This is a genomic window from Roseomonas sp. KE0001 (assembly GCF_016107285.1).
GTDB lineage: Bacteria > Pseudomonadota > Alphaproteobacteria > Acetobacterales > Acetobacteraceae > Pseudoroseomonas.
Map to the genome: position 1 here is coordinate 542,775 of NZ_RCVQ01000003.1, position 18,777 is coordinate 561,551.

Below are 18,777 nucleotides of genomic sequence, written 5' to 3' on the forward strand. Positions count from 1 at the left end.
CCCGGCTCAGCGGGCCGGCAGCATGACCTCCCCCTCGCCGGGGGCCGCCTCCGCCGCCTCCGCCTCCGGCCCGATGACCTGCTGCAGCGCATGCACGCGCAGCGCGCTCGCCAGCGGCAGGTCCGGGTCGGCGCGCCCGGCATCCACGCCCTGGACCAGGGCCGAGAGGGTCTGGGCCCGGCGGGCGGCGATCAGCTCCAGCGCCGTCCAGAAGGGCGCCTCCAGGGCCACGCTGGTGCGGTGGCCGGCCAGGGTGAAGGACCGCTTCAGCAGATGGCGCCCCGTCATCCCCGCCGCCTCAGCCCGCCCCGTCCAGCGAGGCGCCGGGGGAGACCATCAGCTCCGGCTTCACCCAGGCGTCGAAATCCTCGGGCTTCACATAGCCGAGCTGCTCCGCGGCGTCGCGCAGCGTCAGGTTCTCGGCCAGGGCCTTCTTGCCGATCTGCACCGCCTTGTCATAGCCGATGCGGGGGTTCAGCACCGTCACCAGCATCAGCGACTTGGCCAGGTTCTCGGCGATGCGGGGACGGTTGGGCTCCAGCTTGTCCACCATGTTGTGGGCGAAGCTCTCGGCGACATCGGCCAGCAGCGCGACCGACTGCAGGGTGGCGTTGATGATCACCGGCTTGAAGACGTTCAGCTCCAGATGCCCCTGTGCGCCGCCCACGGTGATGGTGACGTGGTTGCCCATGACCTGGGCGGCGACCATGGTCATCGCCTCCGACTGGGTCGGGTTGGTCTTGCCCGGCATGATGGAGGAGGAGAGGCCGTCGGCCGGGATGAACAGCTCGGAGAAACCCGAGCGCGGGCCGCTGCCGAGCAGCCGGATGTCGTTGGCGATCTTGTTCAGCGAGACGGCCAGGGTGTTCAGCACGCCTGACAACTCGACGAAGGCATCCTCCGCCCCCATGCCCTCGAACTTGTTGGGGTTGGGCTGGAAGTCGAGCCCGGTCAGCGCCCGCGCCCGCTCGCAGAAGACCGTGTCGAAATCCTTGTGGCGGTTCAGCCCGGTGCCGACGGCGGTGCCGCCCTGCGGCAGCAGCAGCAGGCGCGGCATGGCGCCCCGCAGCCGGTCCTGGCCATGCGCCACCTGCGCCGCCCAGGCGGCGAATTCCTGCCCCAGCGTCACCGGCACGGCGTCCATCAGGTGGGTGCGGCCGACCTTGACGATGTCGCCCCATTCCCCAGCGCGCTTCTCCAGCGCCGCCCGCAGCACGCCGAGCGCCGGGATCAGGCGCTGCTCCACCGCCTCGGCGGCGGCGATGTGCATCATGGTCGGGAAGCTGTCGTTGGAGGACTGGCCGCGGTTGACGTGGTCGTTCGGATGCACCGGCTTGCGGGTGCCGAGCGGCTGGCCCAGCATCTCGTTGGCGCGGTTCGAGATGACCTCGTTGGCGTTCATGTTGGTCTGGGTGCCGGAGCCGGTCTGCCAGACGGGCAGGGGAAAGTCGGCGTCGCGCCGGCCCTCGGCGATCTCGGCGGCGGCGGCGATGATCGGATCGGCGATCTCGGCCGGCAATTCGCCCAGCGCCTTGTTGGCCTCGGCGGAAGCCTGCTTCTGCAGGCCGACGGCGCGGATCAGGCCGCGCGGGAAACGCTCGGTGCCGATCCGGAAGAGCCGCCGCGCCCGCTCCGTCTGCGGGCCCCAGTAGCGGCCGGCCTCGATCTCGATGGTGCCCAGGCTGTCGGTTTCCGTGCGGACGGTTTCCGGGCGGGCGGTCTCGGTGCGGGTCTCGGCCACGGCGGCGCTCCTAATTGAGAGTAGTTCTCAATTGGTCCCGTCTGACGCCGTGACAAGGGGGCCGGTCCGGAAAGTGACCGCGCCCCTACCAGCCGCGATAGGGGCGCGGCGGCGGCGCGTAATAGGCGACCGGCGGCGGGGCGTAATAGGTCGGCGGCGGTGCATAGTAGGCGACCGGGGGCGGGGCGTAATAGGCCGGGGGCGGCGCGTAGTAGGCGACCGGCGGTGGCGCGTAATAGGCCGGCGGCGGCTCGCGATAGACCACCGCCGGAGGGGCGGCGACGGCGCCGCCGATCAGCGCGCCGACGGCCAGCCCGCCGATGATGCCGGCGGCGACGGCGCCACCGCCGGGGCCGCGCCGGTGCCAGTCCCCGGCCTCCGCCGGCGGGGTGGCGAGGAGCAGGGCGGAGCCGGCGGCGGCGGCCAGGGCCAGGGTGCGGAAACGGGACTTCATGACGCCCTCCAGGGCTTGGACAGCGGCCATTCTATCCCGGATCCGAGCCAGATTGTGGCAGGCCCGGTAAAGGAATGTTTCCGCAGCCGCTCAGGCGCGCGGGCCGTAGGTGGCGATCTCGATCAGGTTGCGGTCCGGGTCGCGGCAATAGACCGAGGTGATCGGCCCCAGCGCTCCGGCCTTGGGCACCGGCCCCTTCTCGATGGTGACGCCGCATTCGTGCAGATGCGCGACCACGTCCTGCGCCGTCACCGCCACGACGAAGCAGAGATCCTGCGTCCCCGGTGCCGCGGCCTCGCCGCTGAACCAGGCCTCCTGCGTCGCCGTCTCCGGGCGCAGGTTGAGCTTCTGCCCGCCGAAGCGCAGCGCCGTCCGCCGCTCCTCGCCGAAGGCCTCGCGGTCCATGCCCAGCACGCGCTGGTACCAGGAGGCGCTGACCTCCACGTCGCGGCAGGTGATGACCAGATGGTCCAGCCGGTCCACCGAGAAACGCATCAGCCTTCCTTTCCTGGCGGCAGGGCGCTGCCGATCCGCGCCATGACCTCGATCTCGATCCGCATCGCATCCGTCTGCAGCCCGGCATGGAGCAGGGTGGAGGCGGGGCGCGCCCGGCCGAGCCACTTCCGCGTCACCGGCCAGCAGGGCTCCCAATCCTCGCGCCGCGGCACGATGAAGGTGGCGCGCACCACTTCGTCCAGGCTGGAGCCGGCCTCGGCCAGCGCCGCCTGGATGTTGCGGAAGCACTGCTCGGCCTGCTCCACCACGCCCTCCGCGATGGTCATGGTCGCGTAGTCGTAGCCGGTGGTGCCGGAGACATAGACGGTATCGCCCACGACCACGGCGCGGGAATAGCCGATGTCCTCCTCGAAGCGGCTGCCGGAGGAGATCAGGCGGCGTGGCATGGGCCTATTCCAGCCCGTCGTAGAAGTCGTTGCCCTTGTCGTCCACGACGATGAAGGCCGGGAAGTCCTCCACCTCGATCTTCCAGATCGCCTCCATGCCGAGCTCCGGATATTCCAGCACCTCGACCTTGCGGATGCAGTCCTGCGCCAGCCGGGCGGCGGGACCGCCGACCGAGCCCAGGTAGAAGCCGCCATGCTCCTGGCAGGACCGGGTCACCGCCTTGGAGCGGTTGCCCTTGGCCAGCATCACCAGCGAGCCGCCGGCGGCCTGGAAGCCGGCGACATAGCTGTCCATGCGGCCGGCCGTGGTCGGGCCGAAGGAGCCGGTGGGCAGGCCCTGCGGCGTCTTGGCCGGGCCGGCGTAGTAGACGGGGTGGTCCTTGATGTACTGCGGCAGGCCTTCGCCACGGTCCAGCCGCTCCTGCAGCTTGGCATGGGCGATGTCGCGCGCCACCACGATGGTGCCGGTCAGCGAGACGCGGGTCTTGACCGGGTGGCGGCTCAGCTCGGCGCGGATCTCGTCCATCGGCCGGTTGAGGTCGATGCGGACCACTTCCCCGCCCAGGATCTCGTCGGTCGCCTCCGGCAGGAAGCGGGCCGGATCGTGCTCCAGCGCCTCCAGGAACACGCCCTCCGGCGTGATCTTGGCCTTGATCTGCCGGTCCGCCGAGCAGGAGACGCCGATGCCGATGGGCAGGGACGCGCCGTGGCGCGGCAGCCGGATGACGCGGACGTCGTGGCAGAAGTACTTGCCGCCGAACTGCGCGCCGATGCCGAGGTTCTGCGTCAGCTTGTGCACCTCCGCCTCGAGCTCGGGGTCGCGCAGGCCGTGGCCGGACCTGTCGCCCGTGGTCGGCAGCGCGTCGAGGTAGCGGGTGGAGGCGAGCTTGACGGTCTTCAGCGTCGTCTCGGCCGAGGTGCCGCCGATGACGATGGCCAGGTGGTAGGGCGGGCAGGCCGAGGTGCCGAGCGTCTTGATCTTCTCCTCCAGGAAGGCCAGCAGCTTCGGCTTGTTCAGCACCGCGCGGGTCTGCTGGTAGAGGAAGGTCTTGTTGGCCGATCCGCCGCCCTTCAGCACGAACATCATGTGGAACTCGTCCGCATGGTGGTCACCGGGGGAGGCGTAGATGTCGAACTGGACGGGGAGGTTGTTGCCGGTGTTCACCTCCTCGAACATCGAGAGCGGCGCCATCTGCGAGTAGCGCAGGTTGGTCTCGGTATAGGTGCGGTGCACGCCGTAGGAGAGCGCCTCCTCCTCGTCACCCTCGATCCAGACCCGCTGGCCCTTCTTGCCGAAGACGATCGCGGTGCCGGTGTCCTGGCACATCGGCAGCACGCCACCGGCCGCGATCGAGGCGTTCTTCAGCAGGTCGAGCGCCACGAAGCGGTCATTGGCGCTGGCCTCGGGATCCTTCAGGATCCGCGCCAGCTGCTCCAGGTGGCCGGGGCGGAGGAAGTGGCTGACTTCCCTGCAGGCGGTGAAGGCCAGTTCCTCCAGCGCCTGCGGGCTCACCTTCAGGACCTTGCGGCCCTCGACCTCGATGACCCGCACGCCCTCGATCGGCAGCTTGCGGTAGGCGGTCCTGTCCTCGCCCAGCGGCAGCATCGGGCTGTAGCGGAAGCTCTCCGGGCGCTGCGAGACCGGCATCCCGGCATCGGTGTCCTTGATCGGCGTGTCCGCGAGGGGGGCGGCGGGATCGGCAGGGGGCATGACGGCGCTCCGGCAGGAGGGCGGGGGGGAGACCGGTGGGCCGGGCAGGGTCCCGGGCGCCACCGGCGGGTGGTGGACTCCGGGCTGGAGGTAGCGCAGCCGGGCGGGCAAGCCAACAGGCGAGCCCCCGGGCCGCGGCCCGGACCGCGCGGCGGAGGGGCGGGAGGGCGCGGCTTCGCTGGACAGGCGGCACGGCGCATGGCTGCATGGACGTCCCCGGCCCGCCCGAGCGAGAGACGACCGATGGACCAAGCGATTCTCCTGGGCGCCAGCGACACGCCGCAATGGCTGCACCTGGCGCTCGCCAACCGGCACGGGCTGGTGGCCGGCGCCACCGGAACCGGCAAGACCATCACGCTCCAGGTCATGGCCGAGGCCTTCTCGCGCGCCGGCGTCCCGGTCTTCTGCGCCGACATCAAGGGCGACCTCTCGGGCATCAGCCAGCCCGGCCGGCCGAACCCCAAGGTGGAGCAGCGGGCGGCGGCGACCGGCGTCGCCGACTTCGCCTATGAGGGCGCGCCCGTCGTCTTCTGGGACGTCTTCGGCCGCCAGGGCCACCCGATCCGCGCCACGGTGGCGGAGATGGGGCCGCTCCTGCTCGCCCGCCTGCTGGAGCTGAACGACACCCAGGAGGGCGTGCTCAACATCGCCTTCGCCCTGGCCGACGATGACGGCCTGCTGCTGCTCGACTTCAAGGATCTGCGCGCCATCCTGGGCCATGTGGCGGAGCGCGCCGCGGAGCTTTCCGCCGAGTACGGCAATGTCAGCAAGGCGACCATCGGCACCATCCAGCGCCGCCTGCTGGTGCTGGAGCAGCAGGGCGCCGAGCATTTCTTCGGCGAGCCGGCCCTGGCGCTGACCGACCTGATGCTGCTGGCCCCGGACGGGCGCGGCGCGGTCAACGTGCTGGCGGCGGACGAGCTGGTGCAGCGGCCGCGCCTCTACGCCACCTTCCTGCTCTGGCTGCTCTCCGAGCTGTTCGAGGAGCTGCCGGAGGTGGGCGACCTGGAGAAGCCAAAGCTGGTCTTCTTCTTCGACGAGGCGCACCTGCTGTTCAAGGACGCGCCCCGGGCGCTTCTGGAGAAGGTGGAGCAGGTGGTGCGGCTGATCCGCTCCAAGGGCGTCGGCGTCTATTTCGTCACGCAGAACCCGCTCGACGTGCCGCAGGGCGTGCTGGGCCAGCTCGGCAACCGGGTGCAGCACGCGCTGCGCGCCTTCACGCCGGCCGACCAGAAGGCGGTGCGCGCCGCCGCCCAGACCTTCCGCGCCAATCCCGGATTCGACACCGAGGCGGCGATCACCGAGCTCGGCGTCGGCGAGGCGCTGCTCTCCACCCTGCAGCCGGGCGGCGCGCCCGGGCCGGTGCAGCGGACGAGGATCCGCCCGCCGCAGTCCCGCATGGGCACCATCACGCCGGAGGAGCGGCAGGCCCTGATCGGGCACAGCCCGCTGGGCGGCAAGTACGACACGCCGGTGGACCGCGCCTCGGCCTATGAGCTGCTGCAGCAGCGGGCCGCCACCGTGCCGGAGGAGGCCGGGCCGCACGCCTCTCCCTGGGGCGGGCCGGCGCCGGTGCGGGGCGGCAGCGCCTGGGGCAATGGTCAGGCAGGCGGCGCGGCGGAGGCGGGCGGGGAGGGCCAGGCCGGCGGCTGGAGCCCGGAGGCCTGGGGCCGTGGCGCCGGCACGCCGGCCCCGGGGCCCGCGCCGCGCCCTTCCGGCCGGCGGGCGCCGGCCCAAGCCGCGCCGCCGCAGGGCGCCGGCGGCGGGTTGTTGCAGGACATCCTCTTCGGCAGCGGCGGCGGGCGGCGCGACAGCCCGGTCGGCGCCCTGGCCAAGTCGGTGGCGCGCAGTGTGGGATCCCAGGTCGGCGGCCAGATCGGACGTGCCCTGGTACGCGGCATCCTGGGATCGATCAGCAAGCGCTGAGGCCCGCCGCCGTCGCGGGCGGGCCTTCCGGCGCTCAGGCGCCGTCGCGTCCCGGGCGGCGGCGGAAGGCGTCCAGGCTGACCACCTGGGCGGGACTCTCGGCCTCCTCGGCCGGGGCGGCGGCGGGCAGCTCCTCGGCCTGCTCGGCCATGGGGGCGGGCTGCGCCGCCTGCGCCGGCTCCCGCGCGCTGGACTCCGCCGAGGGGAAGCGAAGCCCGACCCGGACATGGGGATCCCAGAAGGCGGTGAGCGCCGCGATCGGGATGACCAGCGTGGCCGGCACACCGCCGAAGGACAGGCCGGCGGTGACGAAGCCCTGGCTCCGGTCCACCTTCAGGTCCCAGAACTGGTGCTGGAGGACGATGGTCATCTCCTCCGGATAGCGGGCCTTGAGATGCGCGGGGATGGAGACACCGGGAAGATCGGTGCGGAAGGTCAGGTAGAAGTGATGCTCGCCGGGTAGGCCGTGCTCGCTCGCATGGTCGAGCGCGCGCAGCGCGACCTCGCGCATCGCGTCCTCGGTCCAGCTGTCATAGGGGAGCAGACTCTCGGTCTGCCTCGTCTCTTCGGTCATCGGTCATATCCCGGCAGACGCTTCAAGGTAGACCCCCATACCGGAAGTCTCGGGCGGCCGGGAAGTGGGCCCCCGGCAAGAATCGCCTGACAGGAATCGAGAGGACCCGGGCGGGGTTGCCTCGTCTGCGCGGAAGTGGGGGGATTCTGTTGCCCGGTTCCCCCCGGACCGCGCTTACCTATGGTTAGGCAGCGAGCGCCATGGTCTCGCGACCATTATCGTTGGCACTTGTGATATAGCCCGATAACGGCGGTACAATGCCGGGCAAAAGACATGGCTTTACCACGCGCGTCGAGCCTGTTTCGCCCCCCTATGGTGGAGGCGCCGGGCACTGCCCCCGGGTCCGCAACGCTTATTCCACATGCCGTTTATCGCCATAGCCACCCGAAGGTGAGCAAAGCGCATATAGGACATTCCTCTGCCGATTGCGAGAGGGGTGGCGCCTCCGCCGGTGCCCTGTTCCCGGGCATGCTCTGTTCCCTTGGGGCGCCCGACGGGCTATGGGCAGGCGCCGGGCCGGTCCGCCGGCCCGCCACACCCTGGCTCAGCAAGGCGGTTCCATGGCGCTCACCCCATCCCAGCTTCAGGACCTCGCCGAGGCCAAGGCCTTCCGCGCCGAGACCCGCCGCCCCACCGTGCCGGCGCTGGAGGCCATGCTCTTCGAGCCCGTGCCGGTGCTCGACCACGGCTTCGTCCGCGTCATCGACTACATGGGCGACGACGCGGCGGTGGTGCAGGCGGCGCGCGTCTCCTACGGGCGCGGGACGCGGGCGGCGAATGAGGACCGGGGGCTGATCCGCTACCTGATGCGGCACCGCCACTCGACCCCCTTCGAGATGTGCGAGATCAAGTATCACGTGAAGCTGCCGATCTTCATCGCGCGGCAGTGGATCCGCCATCGCACCGCCAATGTGAACGAGTATTCGGCGCGCTACTCGATCCTGGACCGGGAGTTCTACCTGCCGGCGCCGGAGCAGCTCGCCGCGCAGTCGGCCAGCAACCGCCAGGGCCGCGGCACGGTGCTGCAGGGCGCCGAGGCCGAGCATGTGCTGCGCCTGCTGCGGCAGGACGCCATGACGACCTACGATCACTATGCCGAGATGCTGAACGAGGACGAGGCCGGTCAGCCGGCCGACCCCGCCCGCCAGGGGCTGGCGCGCGAGCTGGCGCGGATGAACCTGACGCTCAACACCTATACCCAGTGGTACTGGAAGACGGACCTGCACAACCTGCTGCATTTCCTGAGCCTGCGCGCCGATGCCCATGCCCAGTACGAGATCCGGGCCTATGCCGAGGCGATGATGCGCTCGCTGGAGGCCTGGGTGCCGGCGGTGGCCGAGGCCTTCCGCGACTACCGGCTCGGCGCGGTGACGCTGTCGGCGCAGATGCTGGCGGTGGTGCGGCGACTGCTGGCGGGCGAGGCGGTGGAGCAGGGCGGCAGCGGGCTCTCGAAGCGGGAATGGCGGGAGCTGATGGAGCAACTGGGCCGTCCCGCCTGATCCGCCGCCATGGCACCCGCCCCGCGCAACGGCACCGGTGGTGCCTCCACGCCGCGCCGCGTCCCGGGCCGCCCCTCTGGCCGCCCCCGGACGGCGCCGGCCCGGCGCGGGGCGCGCCGCCTGCGGGCGCCCTTCGCCGCCCTCTCCGGCTTCCTGCGCGATTTTCCCTGGCGCCGCTGGATGGCCGTGCTCATCTGCGTGGGCGTGCTGCTGATCGGCGTGCCGCTGGCGCATGCCCTGGTGGGCGATCTCGGGGCCCTGCTGCTGCTGACCGGGCTGGGGGGCTTCGCTCTCGGCCGGGCCACCGCGCGGCGGCCGTCGCCCCCGGCCCGCAAGCCGCGCGGCCGTGCCTGACGCCGCTTTGACGAGAAGGAGAACCCGATGGGTTGGGTGGTGCTCTTGCTGCTGCTGATCGGCTTCCCGCTGATGCTGGTCTTCGCCGCGCTGTCGCTCAGCCTCTGGCTGGTCTGGGCGGTGCTGGGCCTGGTCTGGGCGGTGCTGACCTTCCTCTTCCACGATCCGGCCACGGCGCTGCTGATCGTGGCGGCGCTGTTCATCGGCTACCGCTACGGCCGCCGGCGGCAGGATGGGGTCCCCCGGGACGGGAGACTGCCGCGCGGCCACTGAGCCGCGCGGCGCCGCCGTCACTCCACGATGATGCGCGGCCCGGCGGGCGCGGCGGTCAGCTTGGCCGACAGCCGCCGGGCGATGGCGCGGTAGCTCTCCGCCTCGTGGCTCTCGGGGCGCGCCATGACGATGGGCGTGCCGGCATCGGCGAGCTGGCGGATCTCCAGCTTGAGCGGCAGCTCGCCGAGGAACTCGACGCCCATCCGCTCCGCCTCCGCCCGCGCCCCGCCATGGCCGAAGAGATCGGCGCGGTGGCCGCATTGCGGGCAGCAGTAGTAGGACATGTTCTCGATCAGCCCGAGCACCGGCACGTTCACCTTCTGGAACATGCGGACGCCGCGGCGGGCATCGATCAGCGCCACGTCCTGCGGCGTCGAGACGATCACGGCGCCGGCCAGCGGCACGCGCTGGCTCATGGTGAGCTGGGCGTCGCCGGTGCCGGGCGGCATGTCCACCACCAGCACGTCGAGCGGCCCCCAGTCCACCTGGCCCAGCATCTGCTCCAGCGCGCCCATCACCATCGGGCCACGCCAGATCATCGCCGTCTCCGGCTCGACCAGCAGGCCGATCGACATGGCCCGGAGCCCCCAGCGCTCCACCGGCTCCAGCCGGCCGGCCGCGGCGCGGGGCCTCTCCCGCAGGCCCAGCATCTGCGGCAGGGAGGGGCCGTAGATATCGGCGTCCAGCAGGCCGACCCGCTTGCCGTCGGCGGCCAGGGCGACGGCCAGGTTAACCGCCGTCGTGGACTTGCCGACGCCGCCCTTGCCCGAGGCGATGGCGACGATGGCGCGGACATCCGGCAACAGCATCTGCCCCTGTCCGGGGGGCGGGCGGCTGGAGCGCGCCGGGCCGGCGGGGGCGGCCGCCGGGCGCGGCGGAACGCCCTGGCCTGCCTCCTGGCCCCCCTCCCGACCGCGGCCCGGCGTCGGCGCGTCGCGATGCGCGGTCAGCACGCAGGTGGCCGAAAGGACGCCGGGCACCGCCGCGGCGACCCGCTCGGCGGCGGCGCGGAGAGGCTCCATCTGCCGCGCCCGCTCCCGCGGCACCGTCAGCGTGAACTGCACCATCCCGTCCCGCGCCGAGAGGCCCTGCAGCATGCCCGAGGCCACCACGTCCTGCCCCGTCTCCGGATCGTGCACCACGCGGAGCGCCGCCCGTACCGCCCGCGCCAGGGGAGGTTCCGAAGGATCTGCCGCGGGAGTCGCGACGGCGTCAGGCATTGCTTGAAAACCCCTCTTCTGCGGACAATATCGGCCCGGCCCTCGCCATTACGTGATGTTCATGCATTGCGCCATGGCCCGGACAGGGCGACATATGGGCCGGCCCTGTCGCGCATGCATCCGCCGTGCGCAAGTACCGGGCGCCAGGACACGGATGCTGAGGGAGTAGAGCCAGTTTATGCCATGGAACAGTAGCGGCGGATCCGGCCAGGGCGGCAGTCCCTGGGGCAATCCTCGCCCCGGCGGTCCCTGGGGTCAGCCGCCCCAGGGCGGTGGCTCCGGTGGCCGGGGCCCTGGCGGCGGGCCCGATCTGGACGAGGCCATCCGCCAGGCGCAGGAGGCGCTGCGCCGCATTCTGCCGCGCGGCGGCCGTGGCAGCGGCAAGTGGATCGGGATCGGCCTGGCCGCGCTGCTGGCGGTCTGGGCGGCGAGCGGGCTCTACCGGGTGCAGCCGGACGAACAGGGCGTGGTCATGCGCTTCGGCGCTTTCAACCGCACCACCGCTCCGGGCCTGAACTACCGCATCCCCTGGCCCGTCGAGAGCGTCACCACGCCGCGCGTGACCCGCATCAACCGCATCGACGTCGGCTTCCGCGCCGCCAACGACTCGCCCCTGACCCGTCCCGTCTCCGCCCGCGACGTGCTGGAGGAGAGCCTGATGCTGACCGGTGACGAGAACATCATCGACATCGACTTCGCGGTGTTCTGGCGCATCCGCGATGCGGGGGAATACCTCTTCAACACCCGCAACCCCGACCAGACGGTCAAGCTGGCGGCGGAGAGCGTGATGCGCGAGGTTGTCGGCCGCACCCCGATCCAGCCCGCCCTGACCGAGGCGCGGGCGCAGATCGAGCAGGCGGTCCGCACCGGCACGCAGTTCATCCTGGACCAGTACGGCTCCGGCATCGAGCTGACGCAGATCCAGCTCCTCAAGGTCGAGCCGCCGTCCGAGGTCATCGACACCTTCCGCGACGTGCAGCGCGCCAATGCCGACCGCGAGCGGATGCGCAACGAGGCCGAGGCCTACCGCAACGACATCATCCCCCGCGCCCGCGGCGAGGGGCAGCGCATGATCCAGGAGGCCGAGGGCTACCGGGAGAGCCAGGTGGCCCGGGCGCGCGGTGAGGCGGCGCGCTTCGTCAGCGTGCTGAGCGCCTATCAGACCGCCAAGGATGTCACCATCCGCCGGCTGTACCTGGAGACCATGGAGGAGATCCTGCGCCGCAATCCGACGCTGGTGGTGGATGACCGCCTGCAGGGCGTGGTGCCCTACCTGCCGCTGGACGGCTCGACCCCGGCCGCGCCGCGCCAGCAGCAGACGCCGCCCGCTCCGCCCTCGGCGCTCAGCGTGCCGCAGGCCCGCCCGCAGGGAGGCGCCCGATGAACCGCATGATGCTGCTCGGCGGCGTCGTCGTCGTCGGCCTGGCCGCCGCCGCCTCGGCGCTGTTCACCGTGCACCAGACCGAGCAGGTGCTGATCACCCAGTTCGGCGAGCCGATCCGGGTCATCGAGAAGCCCGGCCTGCACGCCAAGCTGCCCTTCATCCAGTCGGTGATCAGCTTCGACCGCCGCCTGCTGGACTTCGACGCACCGGGCGAGGAGGTCATCCTCGGGGACCAGCGGCGCCTGATCGTGGACAGCTTCACCCGCTTCCGCATCACCGATCCGCTGGTCTTCTTCCAGACCTCGGGCGCGCAGGAGGCGGGCATCCGCGGCCGGCTCTCCTCGATCGTGGTCTCGTCGCTGCGCCGGGTGCTGGGCAACGAGCCGCTGCTCGCCGTGCTCTCCTCCGACCGCGCGCGGATCATGAGCGAGATCCAGCGGCAGGTGAACGAGGAGGCGCGCCGCTTCGGCGTGGCCGTGGAGGATGTCCGCATCCGCCGCGCCGACCTGCCGGAGGAGAACACCCAGGCGATCCTGTCGCGCATGAAGTCGGAGCGCGAGCGGGTGGCGCGCGAGGCGCGCGCCGAGGGTGCGGAGGTGGCGGCGCGGGTGCGCGCCGGCGCCGACCGCGAGCGCACCGTCATCCTGGCCGAGAGCCAGGCCCAGGCGGACACGCTGCGCGGCCAGGGCGACGAGGAGGCGATCCGCATCTTCGCCGGCGCGTTCCAGCGGGATCCGGAGTTCTATGGCTTCTACCGCACCATGCAGGCCTACCGGGACGCCTTCTCGGAGGGTGAGGCGCGGCTGGTGCTGACCCCGGATTCGGAGTTCTTCCGCTACTTCCGGCAGAGCCAGCCCGGCATGCCGACACCCGGCCTGACCCGGCCGGAGACTCTGGGGGCGCAGCCCGCGCCGGCCGACTGAGCCGGCCAGCGGCATGACGCTGACCGAGCTGATCGCCGGGGTCGCGGTGGTCGTGGCGCTGGAGGGGCTGCTCTACGCGGCCTTTCCGGACGCCATGCGCCGCGCCCTGGCGGGCATCCTGGCCGTGCCGCCCGAGCGGCTACGGATGACCGGCCTGCTGGTGGCCGTGGCCGGCGTCGCACTGGCCAGCTTCCTGGTCGGCGGATAACCGATCCGTTACACGGACCGGCCTTACTGGTGCTTCGTTACCCCGGTGCGGCGGGGGACGCTCTTTGTAACAGCTTTTCCCGCCTTTGGGGTGGCCTGCCACCTTCCTGATCTCTCTCCGGCGCCCCATTCTCCAGGTCATGCCGGGCAGCCGCCCGGACACCGTCCTTTCGCCGCACAGCGAGGAATGCCGATGCGTCTCGCCACCCTTCTCCTGAGTGCCACGGTTGCCGCGGCGCCTCTCGCCCTCTCGCCCTCCGTCCTGGCGCAGCCCGCCACCGTGGCGCCGAACGCGCCCAGCGCGCCGGGCCCGGTGGCCACCACGCCGGAGAGCTTCGCCCCGCTGGCGCGCAAGCTGCTGCCGGCCGTGGTCAACATCCAGACCAGCCAGACGCTGCAGGCCCGCGCCGGGCGGCCGGACGCGCCGGAGATGCCCCAGGCCCCGCCGGGCAGCCCCTTCGAGGAGCTGTTCCGCGACTTCTTCGAGCGCAACCGCCCCGGCGGCCCGGGCGCGCGTCCCGGCCAGCCGCCGCGCCGCGCGCAGAGCCAGGGCTCGGGCTTCGTCGTCGACGCCTCCGGCATCATCGTGACGAACAACCACGTCATCGACGGCGCCGACGAGATCAATGTGGTGCTGCAGGACAACACCACCCTGCGGGCCGAGCTGGTCGGCGTCGACCCGCGCACCGACATCGCCGTGCTGCGCGTCAAGCCGGAGAAGCCGCTTCCCGTCGTGCCCTTCGGCGATTCCGACAAGGCCGAGGTGGGCGACTGGGTGCTGGCGATCGGCAATCCGCTGGGCTTCGGCGGTAGCGTGACCTCGGGCATCGTCTCGGCGCGCGGCCGCAACATCAACGCCGGTCCATACGACGACTTCATCCAGACCGACGCCGCCATCAACCGCGGCAATTCCGGCGGCCCGCTGTTCAACGTTCAGGGCGAGGTGATCGGCATCAACACCGCCATCGTCTCGCCCTCCGGCGGCTCGATCGGCATCGGCTTCGCCATTCCCTCCAATCTGGCGAAGAACATCGTCGCGCAGCTGCGCGACGACGGCCGGGTGCGGCGCGGCTGGCTGGGTGTGAACATCCAGCAGGTGACCGAGGAGATCGCCGAGAGCCTGGCCCTGCCGGGCGGCGCGCAGGGCGCCCTGGTGGCGCGCGCGCAGGAGGATGGCCCGGCCGCGAAGGCCGGCATCCGCAACGGTGACGTGATCCTGCGCTTCAACGGGCAGGATGTGCGCGAGATGCGGCAGCTGCCGCGCGTCGTCGCCGAGACCAAGGTCGGCAGCAAGGTGCCCGTCGAGCTCTGGCGCGGCGGCAACCGGCAGACCGTCGAGGTCACCGTCACCGAGCTTCCCGCCGAGCAGCAGGCCTCCGCCGGCAGTCCGCAGCAGGCACGGCCCGGCAGCGGCGCGGTCGAGCTGTCGGGCCTGGGCCTCAAGGTGGCGCCGCTCTCGCCCGAGACGCGCGAGCGCTTCAGCCTCGGCGAGGAGGCGAAGGGGGTGGTCATCACCGAGGTGGCGCCGAACAGCAGCGCCGCCGAGCGCGGCCTCAACGCCGGCGACCTGATCGTGGAAGTGCAGCAGAACCGCGTCACCACTCCGCAGGAGGTGCAGGAGCAGCTCACCCGCCTGCGCCGGCAGAACCGGCCGAGCGCGCTGATGCTGATCGAGAACGGGCAGGGCCAGCGTTTCGTGCCGCTGCGCCTGGGCCGGGAGCCCGGCAGCCCGGGCTGACGATGCGGGCCGGGAAGGGACCAAGCCTCTTCCCGGCCGCCTTCTCCGCGGGGCCGGGACCCTGCGTCAGCGCTGCCCGGAGCCCGCCGTAACGAACTCGGCGGCGCGGTAGCCCTGGACGAAGAGCAGGGCGCGCAGATCCGCGTGATCCACCCGCGCCCGCGCCGCCGCCGCCACCACCGGCTTGGCGCGGAAGGCGATGCCGAGGCCCGCCGCGCCCAGCATGGCGAGGTCGTTGGCGCCATCGCCCACCGCCAGGGTGTCGGAGAGCGGCAGGCCGAGATCGGCCGCGAGGCGCTTCAGCGTGGCGAGCTTGGATTCGCGGTCGAAGACCGGCTCCTCGACGCCGCCGGTCAGGGCCTGGCCGTCATCCAGCAGGATATTGGCGTGGTGGCTGGTGAAGCCGAGCTGCGCCGCCACGCGGCCGGTGAACCAGGTGAAGCCGCCGGAGGCGAGGGCGCAATGCGCGCCGTGCGCGACCATCGTGCCGACCAGCTCGGCGGCGCCGGGCATCGGGTGGGTCTGCCGCCAGGTGGCCTCCAGCGCGGAGAGGTCGAGCCCCTTCAGCATGGCTACGCGCTGGCGGAGCGCGGCGGCGAAGTCGATCTCGCCGTTCATGCTGCGGCGCGTGATCTCGGCCACCCGCTCCTTCACCCCCGCATAGGCCGAGAGTTCGTCGAGCGTCTCGCTCTGCACGATCGTGCTGTCCATGTCGGCGATCAGCAGCCGCTTGCGGCGCCCCGCCGCCGGCTGGGCGATGGCATCGGCGGGGGCGCCGTCCAGCGCGCCGCGGGCGGCGGCGACGGCCTGCTCCGGCGCCAGCCCGTCGAAGGGAAGGTCCAGCGCCTCGGCCTCCGAGAGCCAGTCCGGCGTGCCGGTATCGGCGCCGAGCGCCATCAGCGCGGAGCGGACCCGCGCGGCGAGGGGCGCCGGCAGCTGGCCTGCGGGCGCGATCAGGGTCAGAACATTCTGCATGCGCGGCGGACCATGCCGCCCGGACGGGACGGGATCAACAGGCGATGCGTGACGCTTTGGCGGTGCTGGTGGCGGGACCGACGGCGAGCGGCAAATCGGCGCTCGCCCTGGCCCTGGCGGAGCGCCTCGGCGGCGTGGTGATCAACGCCGACAGCATGCAGCTCTATGCCGGGCTGGCGGTGCTGACGGCGCAGCCCGCGCCGCAGGAGAGGGCGCGCGCGTCGCACCGGCTCTACGGCGTGCGCGACCCGGCGCTGGCCGGCAACCTCGCCGAATGGCGCGGCCTGGCGCTGGCCGAGATGGCGGCGGCGCGCGACGCCGGCCGCCTGCCCATCCTCTGCGGCGGCACCGGCCTCTACCTGCGCGGGCTGATCGAGGGCATCGTGGACATCCCGCCCATCCCGCCCGAGGCGCGGGCGGCGGCACGGGCGCTGCTGGCCGAGATCGGCCCCGCCGCGCTGCATGCCCGGCTGACGGCGGCGGACCCGGAGACGGCGGCGCGGCTGCGGCCGACGGACAGCCAGCGGATCGCCCGCGCCTGGGAGGTCCGGCAGGGTACCGGGCGCGGGCTCGCGGCCTGGCAGGCGGCGGCCGGGGAGGGGCTGGCCGGGGACGCTGCATCCTGGCGCTTCGCCGCCCTGCGGCTCGACCCGCCGCGCGACGCGCTGCGCGCGGCGATCGGGCGACGCTGGCAGGCGATGCTGGCGGCGGGGGCGATGGAGGAGGTGCGCGCCCTGCTCGCGCGGCGGCTCGATCCCGCCCTGCCGGCCATGCGGGCGCATGGCGTGCCGGAACTCTCGGCCGTGCTGCGTGGGGAGGCCGGGCTGGAGGAGGCGGGGCGGCGCGCCTGCCTCGCCATCGGCCAGTACACCAAGCGGCAGGCCACCTGGTTCCGCCATCAGGCGCTGGCCGACCCCAGCGAAACGCATACGATCCATGCGCGAGTGACGGATATTGAGCAATTTTCGGAAAGAGAAAGTGAGGAAATTTTCTCGTTTGTTCGACGACGCGTTGACGCGACGGGGCAGGGGGCTTAGATCGGGGCCCCCGGCACGGCTGCCGCCGGGCCGAACCAAGGAAAGCCAGTACCCATCATGTCCTCCGCCACCCTTCCCGCCGGATCCGAGGCCCAGTCGATGACGGGTGCCGAGATCGTCCTCCGCGCGCTGAAGGATCAGGGCGTAGAGGTCATCTTCGGCTATCCGGGCGGCGCCGTGCTGCCGATCTATGACGCGATCTTCAACCAGAACGCCATCCGCCACATCCTGGTGCGGCACGAGCAGGCGGCGGTGCACGCGGCCGAGGGCTATGCCCGCTCCACCGGCAAGGTGGGCTGCGTGCTCGTCACCTCCGGCCCCGGCGCCACCAATGCCGTGACCGGGCTGGTGGACGCGCTGCTGGACAGCATCCCGATCGTCTGCCTCACCGGTCAGGTGCCGACGCACCTGATCGGCAACGACGCCTTCCAGGAGGCCGACACCACCGGCATCACCCGGCCCGCGACCAAGCACAACTATCTGGTCAAGCAGATGGACAAGCTGGCCAGCACGGTGCACGAGGCCTTCTACGTGGCGCGCTCCGGCCGCCCCGGCCCGGTGGTGATCGACCTGCCGAAGGACATCCTGATCGGCAAGGGCCGCTACACCCCGCCGCCCACCACCGAGCACCGCTCCTACCGCCCGCAGTTCGAGCCCGACGCGGCGCAGATCCGCAAGGCGGTGGCGCTGCTGAAGGGGGCGAAGCGGCCGGTGGTCTATGCCGGCGGCGGCGTGATCAATGCCGGCCCCGAGGCCTCGGAGCTGCTGACGAAGTTCGTCCGCATGGCGGGCCTGCCCTGCACCAACACGCTGATGGGCCTCGGCTGCTATCCCGCCAGCGACCCGCAGTTCCTCGGCATGCTGGGCATGCACGGCACCTACGAGGCGAATCTCGCCATGCACGGGTGCGACGTGATGTTCAACATCGGCGCCCGCTTCGACGACCGCGTGACGGGGCGGCTGAACGCCTTCGCGCCAGGGTCTGTGAAGATCCACGCCGATATCGATCCCTCCTCGATCAACAAGAACGTCAAGGTCGAGGTGCCGATCGTGGGCGACGCCGCCGCCGTGCTGCGCGCGCTGATCGCCGCCTGGGAGGCCGATGGCGCGCCGCAGGACCGCGGGGCGCTGGCCGGCTGGTGGCGGCAGATCGATCAGTGGCGCGGCCGGGACTGCCTGCGCTACGTGCAGGAAGGCCGGATCATCAAGCCGCAGCACGCGGTGAAGCGGCTCTACGAGCTGACGCGGGAGAGCGGGCGCGAGACCTTCATCACCACCGAGGTCGGCCAGCACCAGATGTGGGCGGCGCAGTACTTCGGCTTCGAGAAGCCGAACCGCTGGATGACCTCGGGCGGGCTCGGCACCATGGGCTACGGCCTGCCGGCGGCGATGGGCGTGCAGGTCGCGCATCCGGATGCGCTGGTGATCGACATCGCCGGCGAGGCCTCGATCCTGATGAACATCCAGGAGATGTCGACGCTGGCGCAGTATCGCCTGCCGGTGAAGGTCTTCATCCTGAACAACCAGTACATGGGCATGGTGCGGCAGTGGCAGGAGCTGCTGCATGGCGGCCGCTATTCCGAGAGCTACAGCGAGGCGCTGCCCGATTTCGTCAAGCTGGCCGAGAGCTTCCACGGCGTGGGCCTGCGCGCCACCGGCATGGACGACCTCGACCGCGTCATCCGCGAGATGATCGCCATCGACCGGCCGGTGATCGTCGATGTCGCGGTCGACGAGAAGGAGAACGTCTTCCCGATGATCCCCTCCGGTGCCGCGCACAACGAGATGCTGCTGGCGCCGGGGCAGATCGCCGCGGGGGCGGGCGTCACGGATGAGGGGACGGCGCTGGTCTGACGCCG

General features: G+C 71.9%; 19 protein-coding genes and 1 other RNA gene. 10 read left to right on the top strand and 10 right to left on the bottom strand.

Translation table 11 applies throughout. The features are described from left to right. Positions 1–6 precede the first annotated feature (6 nt). From D9598_RS09075 to D9598_RS09100, 6 genes are all read right to left on the bottom strand, one after another. Positions 7–288 (bottom strand): ribbon-helix-helix domain-containing protein, encoded by a 282-nt coding sequence (locus D9598_RS09075; protein ID WP_198366114.1) that lies wholly within the window; start codon positions 286–288, stop codon positions 7–9. A gap of 10 nt (positions 289–298) precedes the next feature. Then, positions 299–1,741: a class II fumarate hydratase gene (locus D9598_RS09080; protein ID WP_198366115.1), complete on the bottom strand. Its 1,443-nt coding sequence runs from the start codon at positions 1,739–1,741 to the stop codon at positions 299–301. Between the two features lie 85 nt (positions 1,742–1,826). Then, positions 1,827–2,225, bottom strand: a complete 399-nt coding sequence (locus D9598_RS09085; protein WP_198366116.1) for a hypothetical protein — start codon at positions 2,223–2,225, stop codon at positions 1,827–1,829. Between the two features lie 60 nt (positions 2,226–2,285). After that, the gene (locus D9598_RS09090) at positions 2,286–2,690 is read right to left on the bottom strand and encodes a VOC family protein (protein ID WP_198366117.1); all 405 of its coding nucleotides are present in this window, start codon (positions 2,688–2,690) and stop codon (positions 2,286–2,288) included. Beyond that, on the bottom strand, positions 2,690–3,097 hold the full coding sequence (locus D9598_RS09095; RefSeq protein ID WP_198366118.1) for a RidA family protein: 408 nt from the start codon (positions 3,095–3,097) through the stop codon (positions 2,690–2,692). The genes D9598_RS09090 and D9598_RS09095 overlap by 1 nt, the downstream gene beginning before the upstream one ends. Positions 3,098–3,101: 4 nt before the next feature. Then, positions 3,102–4,745, bottom strand: a complete 1,644-nt coding sequence (locus D9598_RS09100; protein ID WP_198366204.1) for a fumarate hydratase — start codon at positions 4,743–4,745, stop codon at positions 3,102–3,104. Between the two features lie 306 nt (positions 4,746–5,051). On the opposite strand from D9598_RS09100, the gene D9598_RS09105 reads away from it, so the two are divergent. Beyond that, entirely contained in the window at positions 5,052–6,734 is a 1,683-nt protein-coding gene (locus D9598_RS09105; RefSeq protein WP_198366119.1) for a helicase HerA-like domain-containing protein, read from the top strand. Between the two features lie 34 nt (positions 6,735–6,768). On the opposite strand, the gene D9598_RS09110 is transcribed toward D9598_RS09105, so the two are convergent. Both D9598_RS09110 and ssrA read right to left on the bottom strand, forming a co-directional pair. Further along, on the bottom strand, positions 6,769–7,308 hold the full coding sequence (locus D9598_RS09110) for an SspB family protein (protein ID WP_198366120.1): 540 nt from the start codon (positions 7,306–7,308) through the stop codon (positions 6,769–6,771). A gap of 134 nt (positions 7,309–7,442) precedes the next feature. Next, positions 7,443–7,743, bottom strand: a transfer-messenger RNA (tmRNA) gene (gene ssrA / locus D9598_RS09115). Positions 7,744–7,868: 125 nt separating this feature from the next. Here ssrA and thyX point away from each other — a divergent pair. The 3 genes from thyX to D9598_RS09130 are packed head-to-tail and all read left to right on the top strand — an operon-like array spanning position 7,869 to position 9,434. Continuing rightward, positions 7,869–8,807, top strand: a complete 939-nt coding sequence (gene thyX, locus D9598_RS09120; protein WP_198366121.1) for an FAD-dependent thymidylate synthase — start codon at positions 7,869–7,871, stop codon at positions 8,805–8,807. Between the two features lie 9 nt (positions 8,808–8,816). Beyond that, positions 8,817–9,161 carry a hypothetical protein gene (locus D9598_RS09125; protein WP_198366122.1) on the top strand — a complete coding sequence of 115 codons (345 nt, stop codon included), beginning with the start codon at positions 8,817–8,819 and terminating at the stop codon, positions 9,159–9,161. Positions 9,162–9,188: 27 nt separating this feature from the next. Then, positions 9,189–9,434, top strand: a complete 246-nt coding sequence (locus D9598_RS09130) for a hypothetical protein (protein WP_198366123.1) — start codon at positions 9,189–9,191, stop codon at positions 9,432–9,434. A gap of 17 nt (positions 9,435–9,451) precedes the next feature. Here D9598_RS09130 and D9598_RS09135 read toward each other — a convergent pair whose 3' ends face one another. Next, on the bottom strand, positions 9,452–10,654 hold the full coding sequence (locus tag D9598_RS09135) for an Mrp/NBP35 family ATP-binding protein (RefSeq protein WP_198366124.1): 1,203 nt from the start codon (positions 10,652–10,654) through the stop codon (positions 9,452–9,454). Positions 10,655–10,832: 178 nt separating this feature from the next. Between D9598_RS09135 and hflK the strand changes: the two genes are divergently transcribed. From hflK to D9598_RS09155, 4 genes are all read left to right on the top strand, one after another. Continuing rightward, positions 10,833–12,038, top strand: a complete 1,206-nt coding sequence (gene hflK / locus D9598_RS09140; protein WP_198366125.1) for an FtsH protease activity modulator HflK — start codon at positions 10,833–10,835, stop codon at positions 12,036–12,038. Continuing rightward, the gene (gene hflC / locus D9598_RS09145) at positions 12,035–12,961 is read left to right on the top strand and encodes a protease modulator HflC (RefSeq protein ID WP_198366126.1); all 927 of its coding nucleotides are present in this window, start codon (positions 12,035–12,037) and stop codon (positions 12,959–12,961) included. The genes hflK and hflC overlap by 4 nt, the downstream gene beginning before the upstream one ends. A 13-nt stretch (positions 12,962–12,974) precedes the next feature. Beyond that, positions 12,975–13,169 carry a DUF2065 domain-containing protein gene (locus tag D9598_RS09150; RefSeq protein WP_198366127.1) on the top strand — a complete coding sequence of 65 codons (195 nt, stop codon included), beginning with the start codon at positions 12,975–12,977 and terminating at the stop codon, positions 13,167–13,169. A gap of 192 nt (positions 13,170–13,361) precedes the next feature. Next, positions 13,362–14,906: a DegQ family serine endoprotease gene (locus D9598_RS09155; protein ID WP_198366128.1), complete on the top strand. Its 1,545-nt coding sequence runs from the start codon at positions 13,362–13,364 to the stop codon at positions 14,904–14,906. Positions 14,907–14,972: 66 nt separating this feature from the next. Here D9598_RS09155 and serB read toward each other — a convergent pair whose 3' ends face one another. Beyond that, positions 14,973–15,881 carry a phosphoserine phosphatase SerB gene (serB, locus tag D9598_RS09160; protein ID WP_198366129.1) on the bottom strand — a complete coding sequence of 303 codons (909 nt, stop codon included), beginning with the start codon at positions 15,879–15,881 and terminating at the stop codon, positions 14,973–14,975. A 44-nt stretch (positions 15,882–15,925) separates the two neighbouring features. On the opposite strand from serB, the gene miaA reads away from it, so the two are divergent. Beyond that, positions 15,926–16,918: a tRNA (adenosine(37)-N6)-dimethylallyltransferase MiaA gene (gene miaA, locus D9598_RS09165; protein WP_198366130.1), complete on the top strand. Its 993-nt coding sequence runs from the start codon at positions 15,926–15,928 to the stop codon at positions 16,916–16,918. A 57-nt stretch (positions 16,919–16,975) separates the two neighbouring features. Next, positions 16,976–18,772: an acetolactate synthase 3 large subunit gene (locus tag D9598_RS09170; RefSeq protein WP_198366131.1), complete on the top strand. Its 1,797-nt coding sequence runs from the start codon at positions 16,976–16,978 to the stop codon at positions 18,770–18,772. Positions 18,773–18,777 lie beyond the last annotated feature (5 nt).

What these genes read in the sequence shown, in the direction of transcription:
- D9598_RS09075 (WP_198366114.1), bottom strand. Translation starts at nt 288, where the DNA reads ATGACGGGGCGCCATCTGCTGAAGCGGTCCTTCACCCTGGCCGGCCAC.
- D9598_RS09085 (WP_198366116.1), bottom strand. Translation starts at nt 2,225, where the DNA reads ATGGCCGCTGTCCAAGCCCTGGAGGGCGTCATGAAGTCCCGTTTCCGC.
- D9598_RS09090 (WP_198366117.1), bottom strand. Translation starts at nt 2,690, where the DNA reads ATGCGTTTCTCGGTGGACCGGCTGGACCATCTGGTCATCACCTGCCGC.
- D9598_RS09095 (WP_198366118.1), bottom strand. Translation starts at nt 3,097, where the DNA reads ATGCCACGCCGCCTGATCTCCTCCGGCAGCCGCTTCGAGGAGGACATC.
- D9598_RS09100 (WP_198366204.1), bottom strand. Translation starts at nt 4,745, where the DNA reads ATGCCGGTCTCGCAGCGCCCGGAGAGCTTCCGCTACAGCCCGATGCTG.
- D9598_RS09105 (WP_198366119.1), top strand. Translation starts at nt 5,052, where the DNA reads ATGGACCAAGCGATTCTCCTGGGCGCCAGCGACACGCCGCAATGGCTG.
- D9598_RS09110 (WP_198366120.1), bottom strand. Translation starts at nt 7,308, where the DNA reads ATGACCGAAGAGACGAGGCAGACCGAGAGTCTGCTCCCCTATGACAGC.
- thyX (WP_198366121.1), top strand. Translation starts at nt 7,869, where the DNA reads ATGGCGCTCACCCCATCCCAGCTTCAGGACCTCGCCGAGGCCAAGGCC.
- D9598_RS09125 (WP_198366122.1), top strand. Translation starts at nt 8,817, where the DNA reads ATGGCACCCGCCCCGCGCAACGGCACCGGTGGTGCCTCCACGCCGCGC.
- D9598_RS09130 (WP_198366123.1), top strand. Translation starts at nt 9,189, where the DNA reads ATGGGTTGGGTGGTGCTCTTGCTGCTGCTGATCGGCTTCCCGCTGATG.
- D9598_RS09135 (WP_198366124.1), bottom strand. Translation starts at nt 10,654, where the DNA reads ATGCCTGACGCCGTCGCGACTCCCGCGGCAGATCCTTCGGAACCTCCC.
- hflK (WP_198366125.1), top strand. Translation starts at nt 10,833, where the DNA reads ATGCCATGGAACAGTAGCGGCGGATCCGGCCAGGGCGGCAGTCCCTGG.
- hflC (WP_198366126.1), top strand. Translation starts at nt 12,035, where the DNA reads ATGAACCGCATGATGCTGCTCGGCGGCGTCGTCGTCGTCGGCCTGGCC.
- D9598_RS09150 (WP_198366127.1), top strand. Translation starts at nt 12,975, where the DNA reads ATGACGCTGACCGAGCTGATCGCCGGGGTCGCGGTGGTCGTGGCGCTG.
- D9598_RS09155 (WP_198366128.1), top strand. Translation starts at nt 13,362, where the DNA reads ATGCGTCTCGCCACCCTTCTCCTGAGTGCCACGGTTGCCGCGGCGCCT.
- serB (WP_198366129.1), bottom strand. Translation starts at nt 15,881, where the DNA reads ATGCAGAATGTTCTGACCCTGATCGCGCCCGCAGGCCAGCTGCCGGCG.
- miaA (WP_198366130.1), top strand. Translation starts at nt 15,926, where the DNA reads ATGCGTGACGCTTTGGCGGTGCTGGTGGCGGGACCGACGGCGAGCGGC.
- D9598_RS09170 (WP_198366131.1), top strand. Translation starts at nt 16,976, where the DNA reads ATGTCCTCCGCCACCCTTCCCGCCGGATCCGAGGCCCAGTCGATGACG.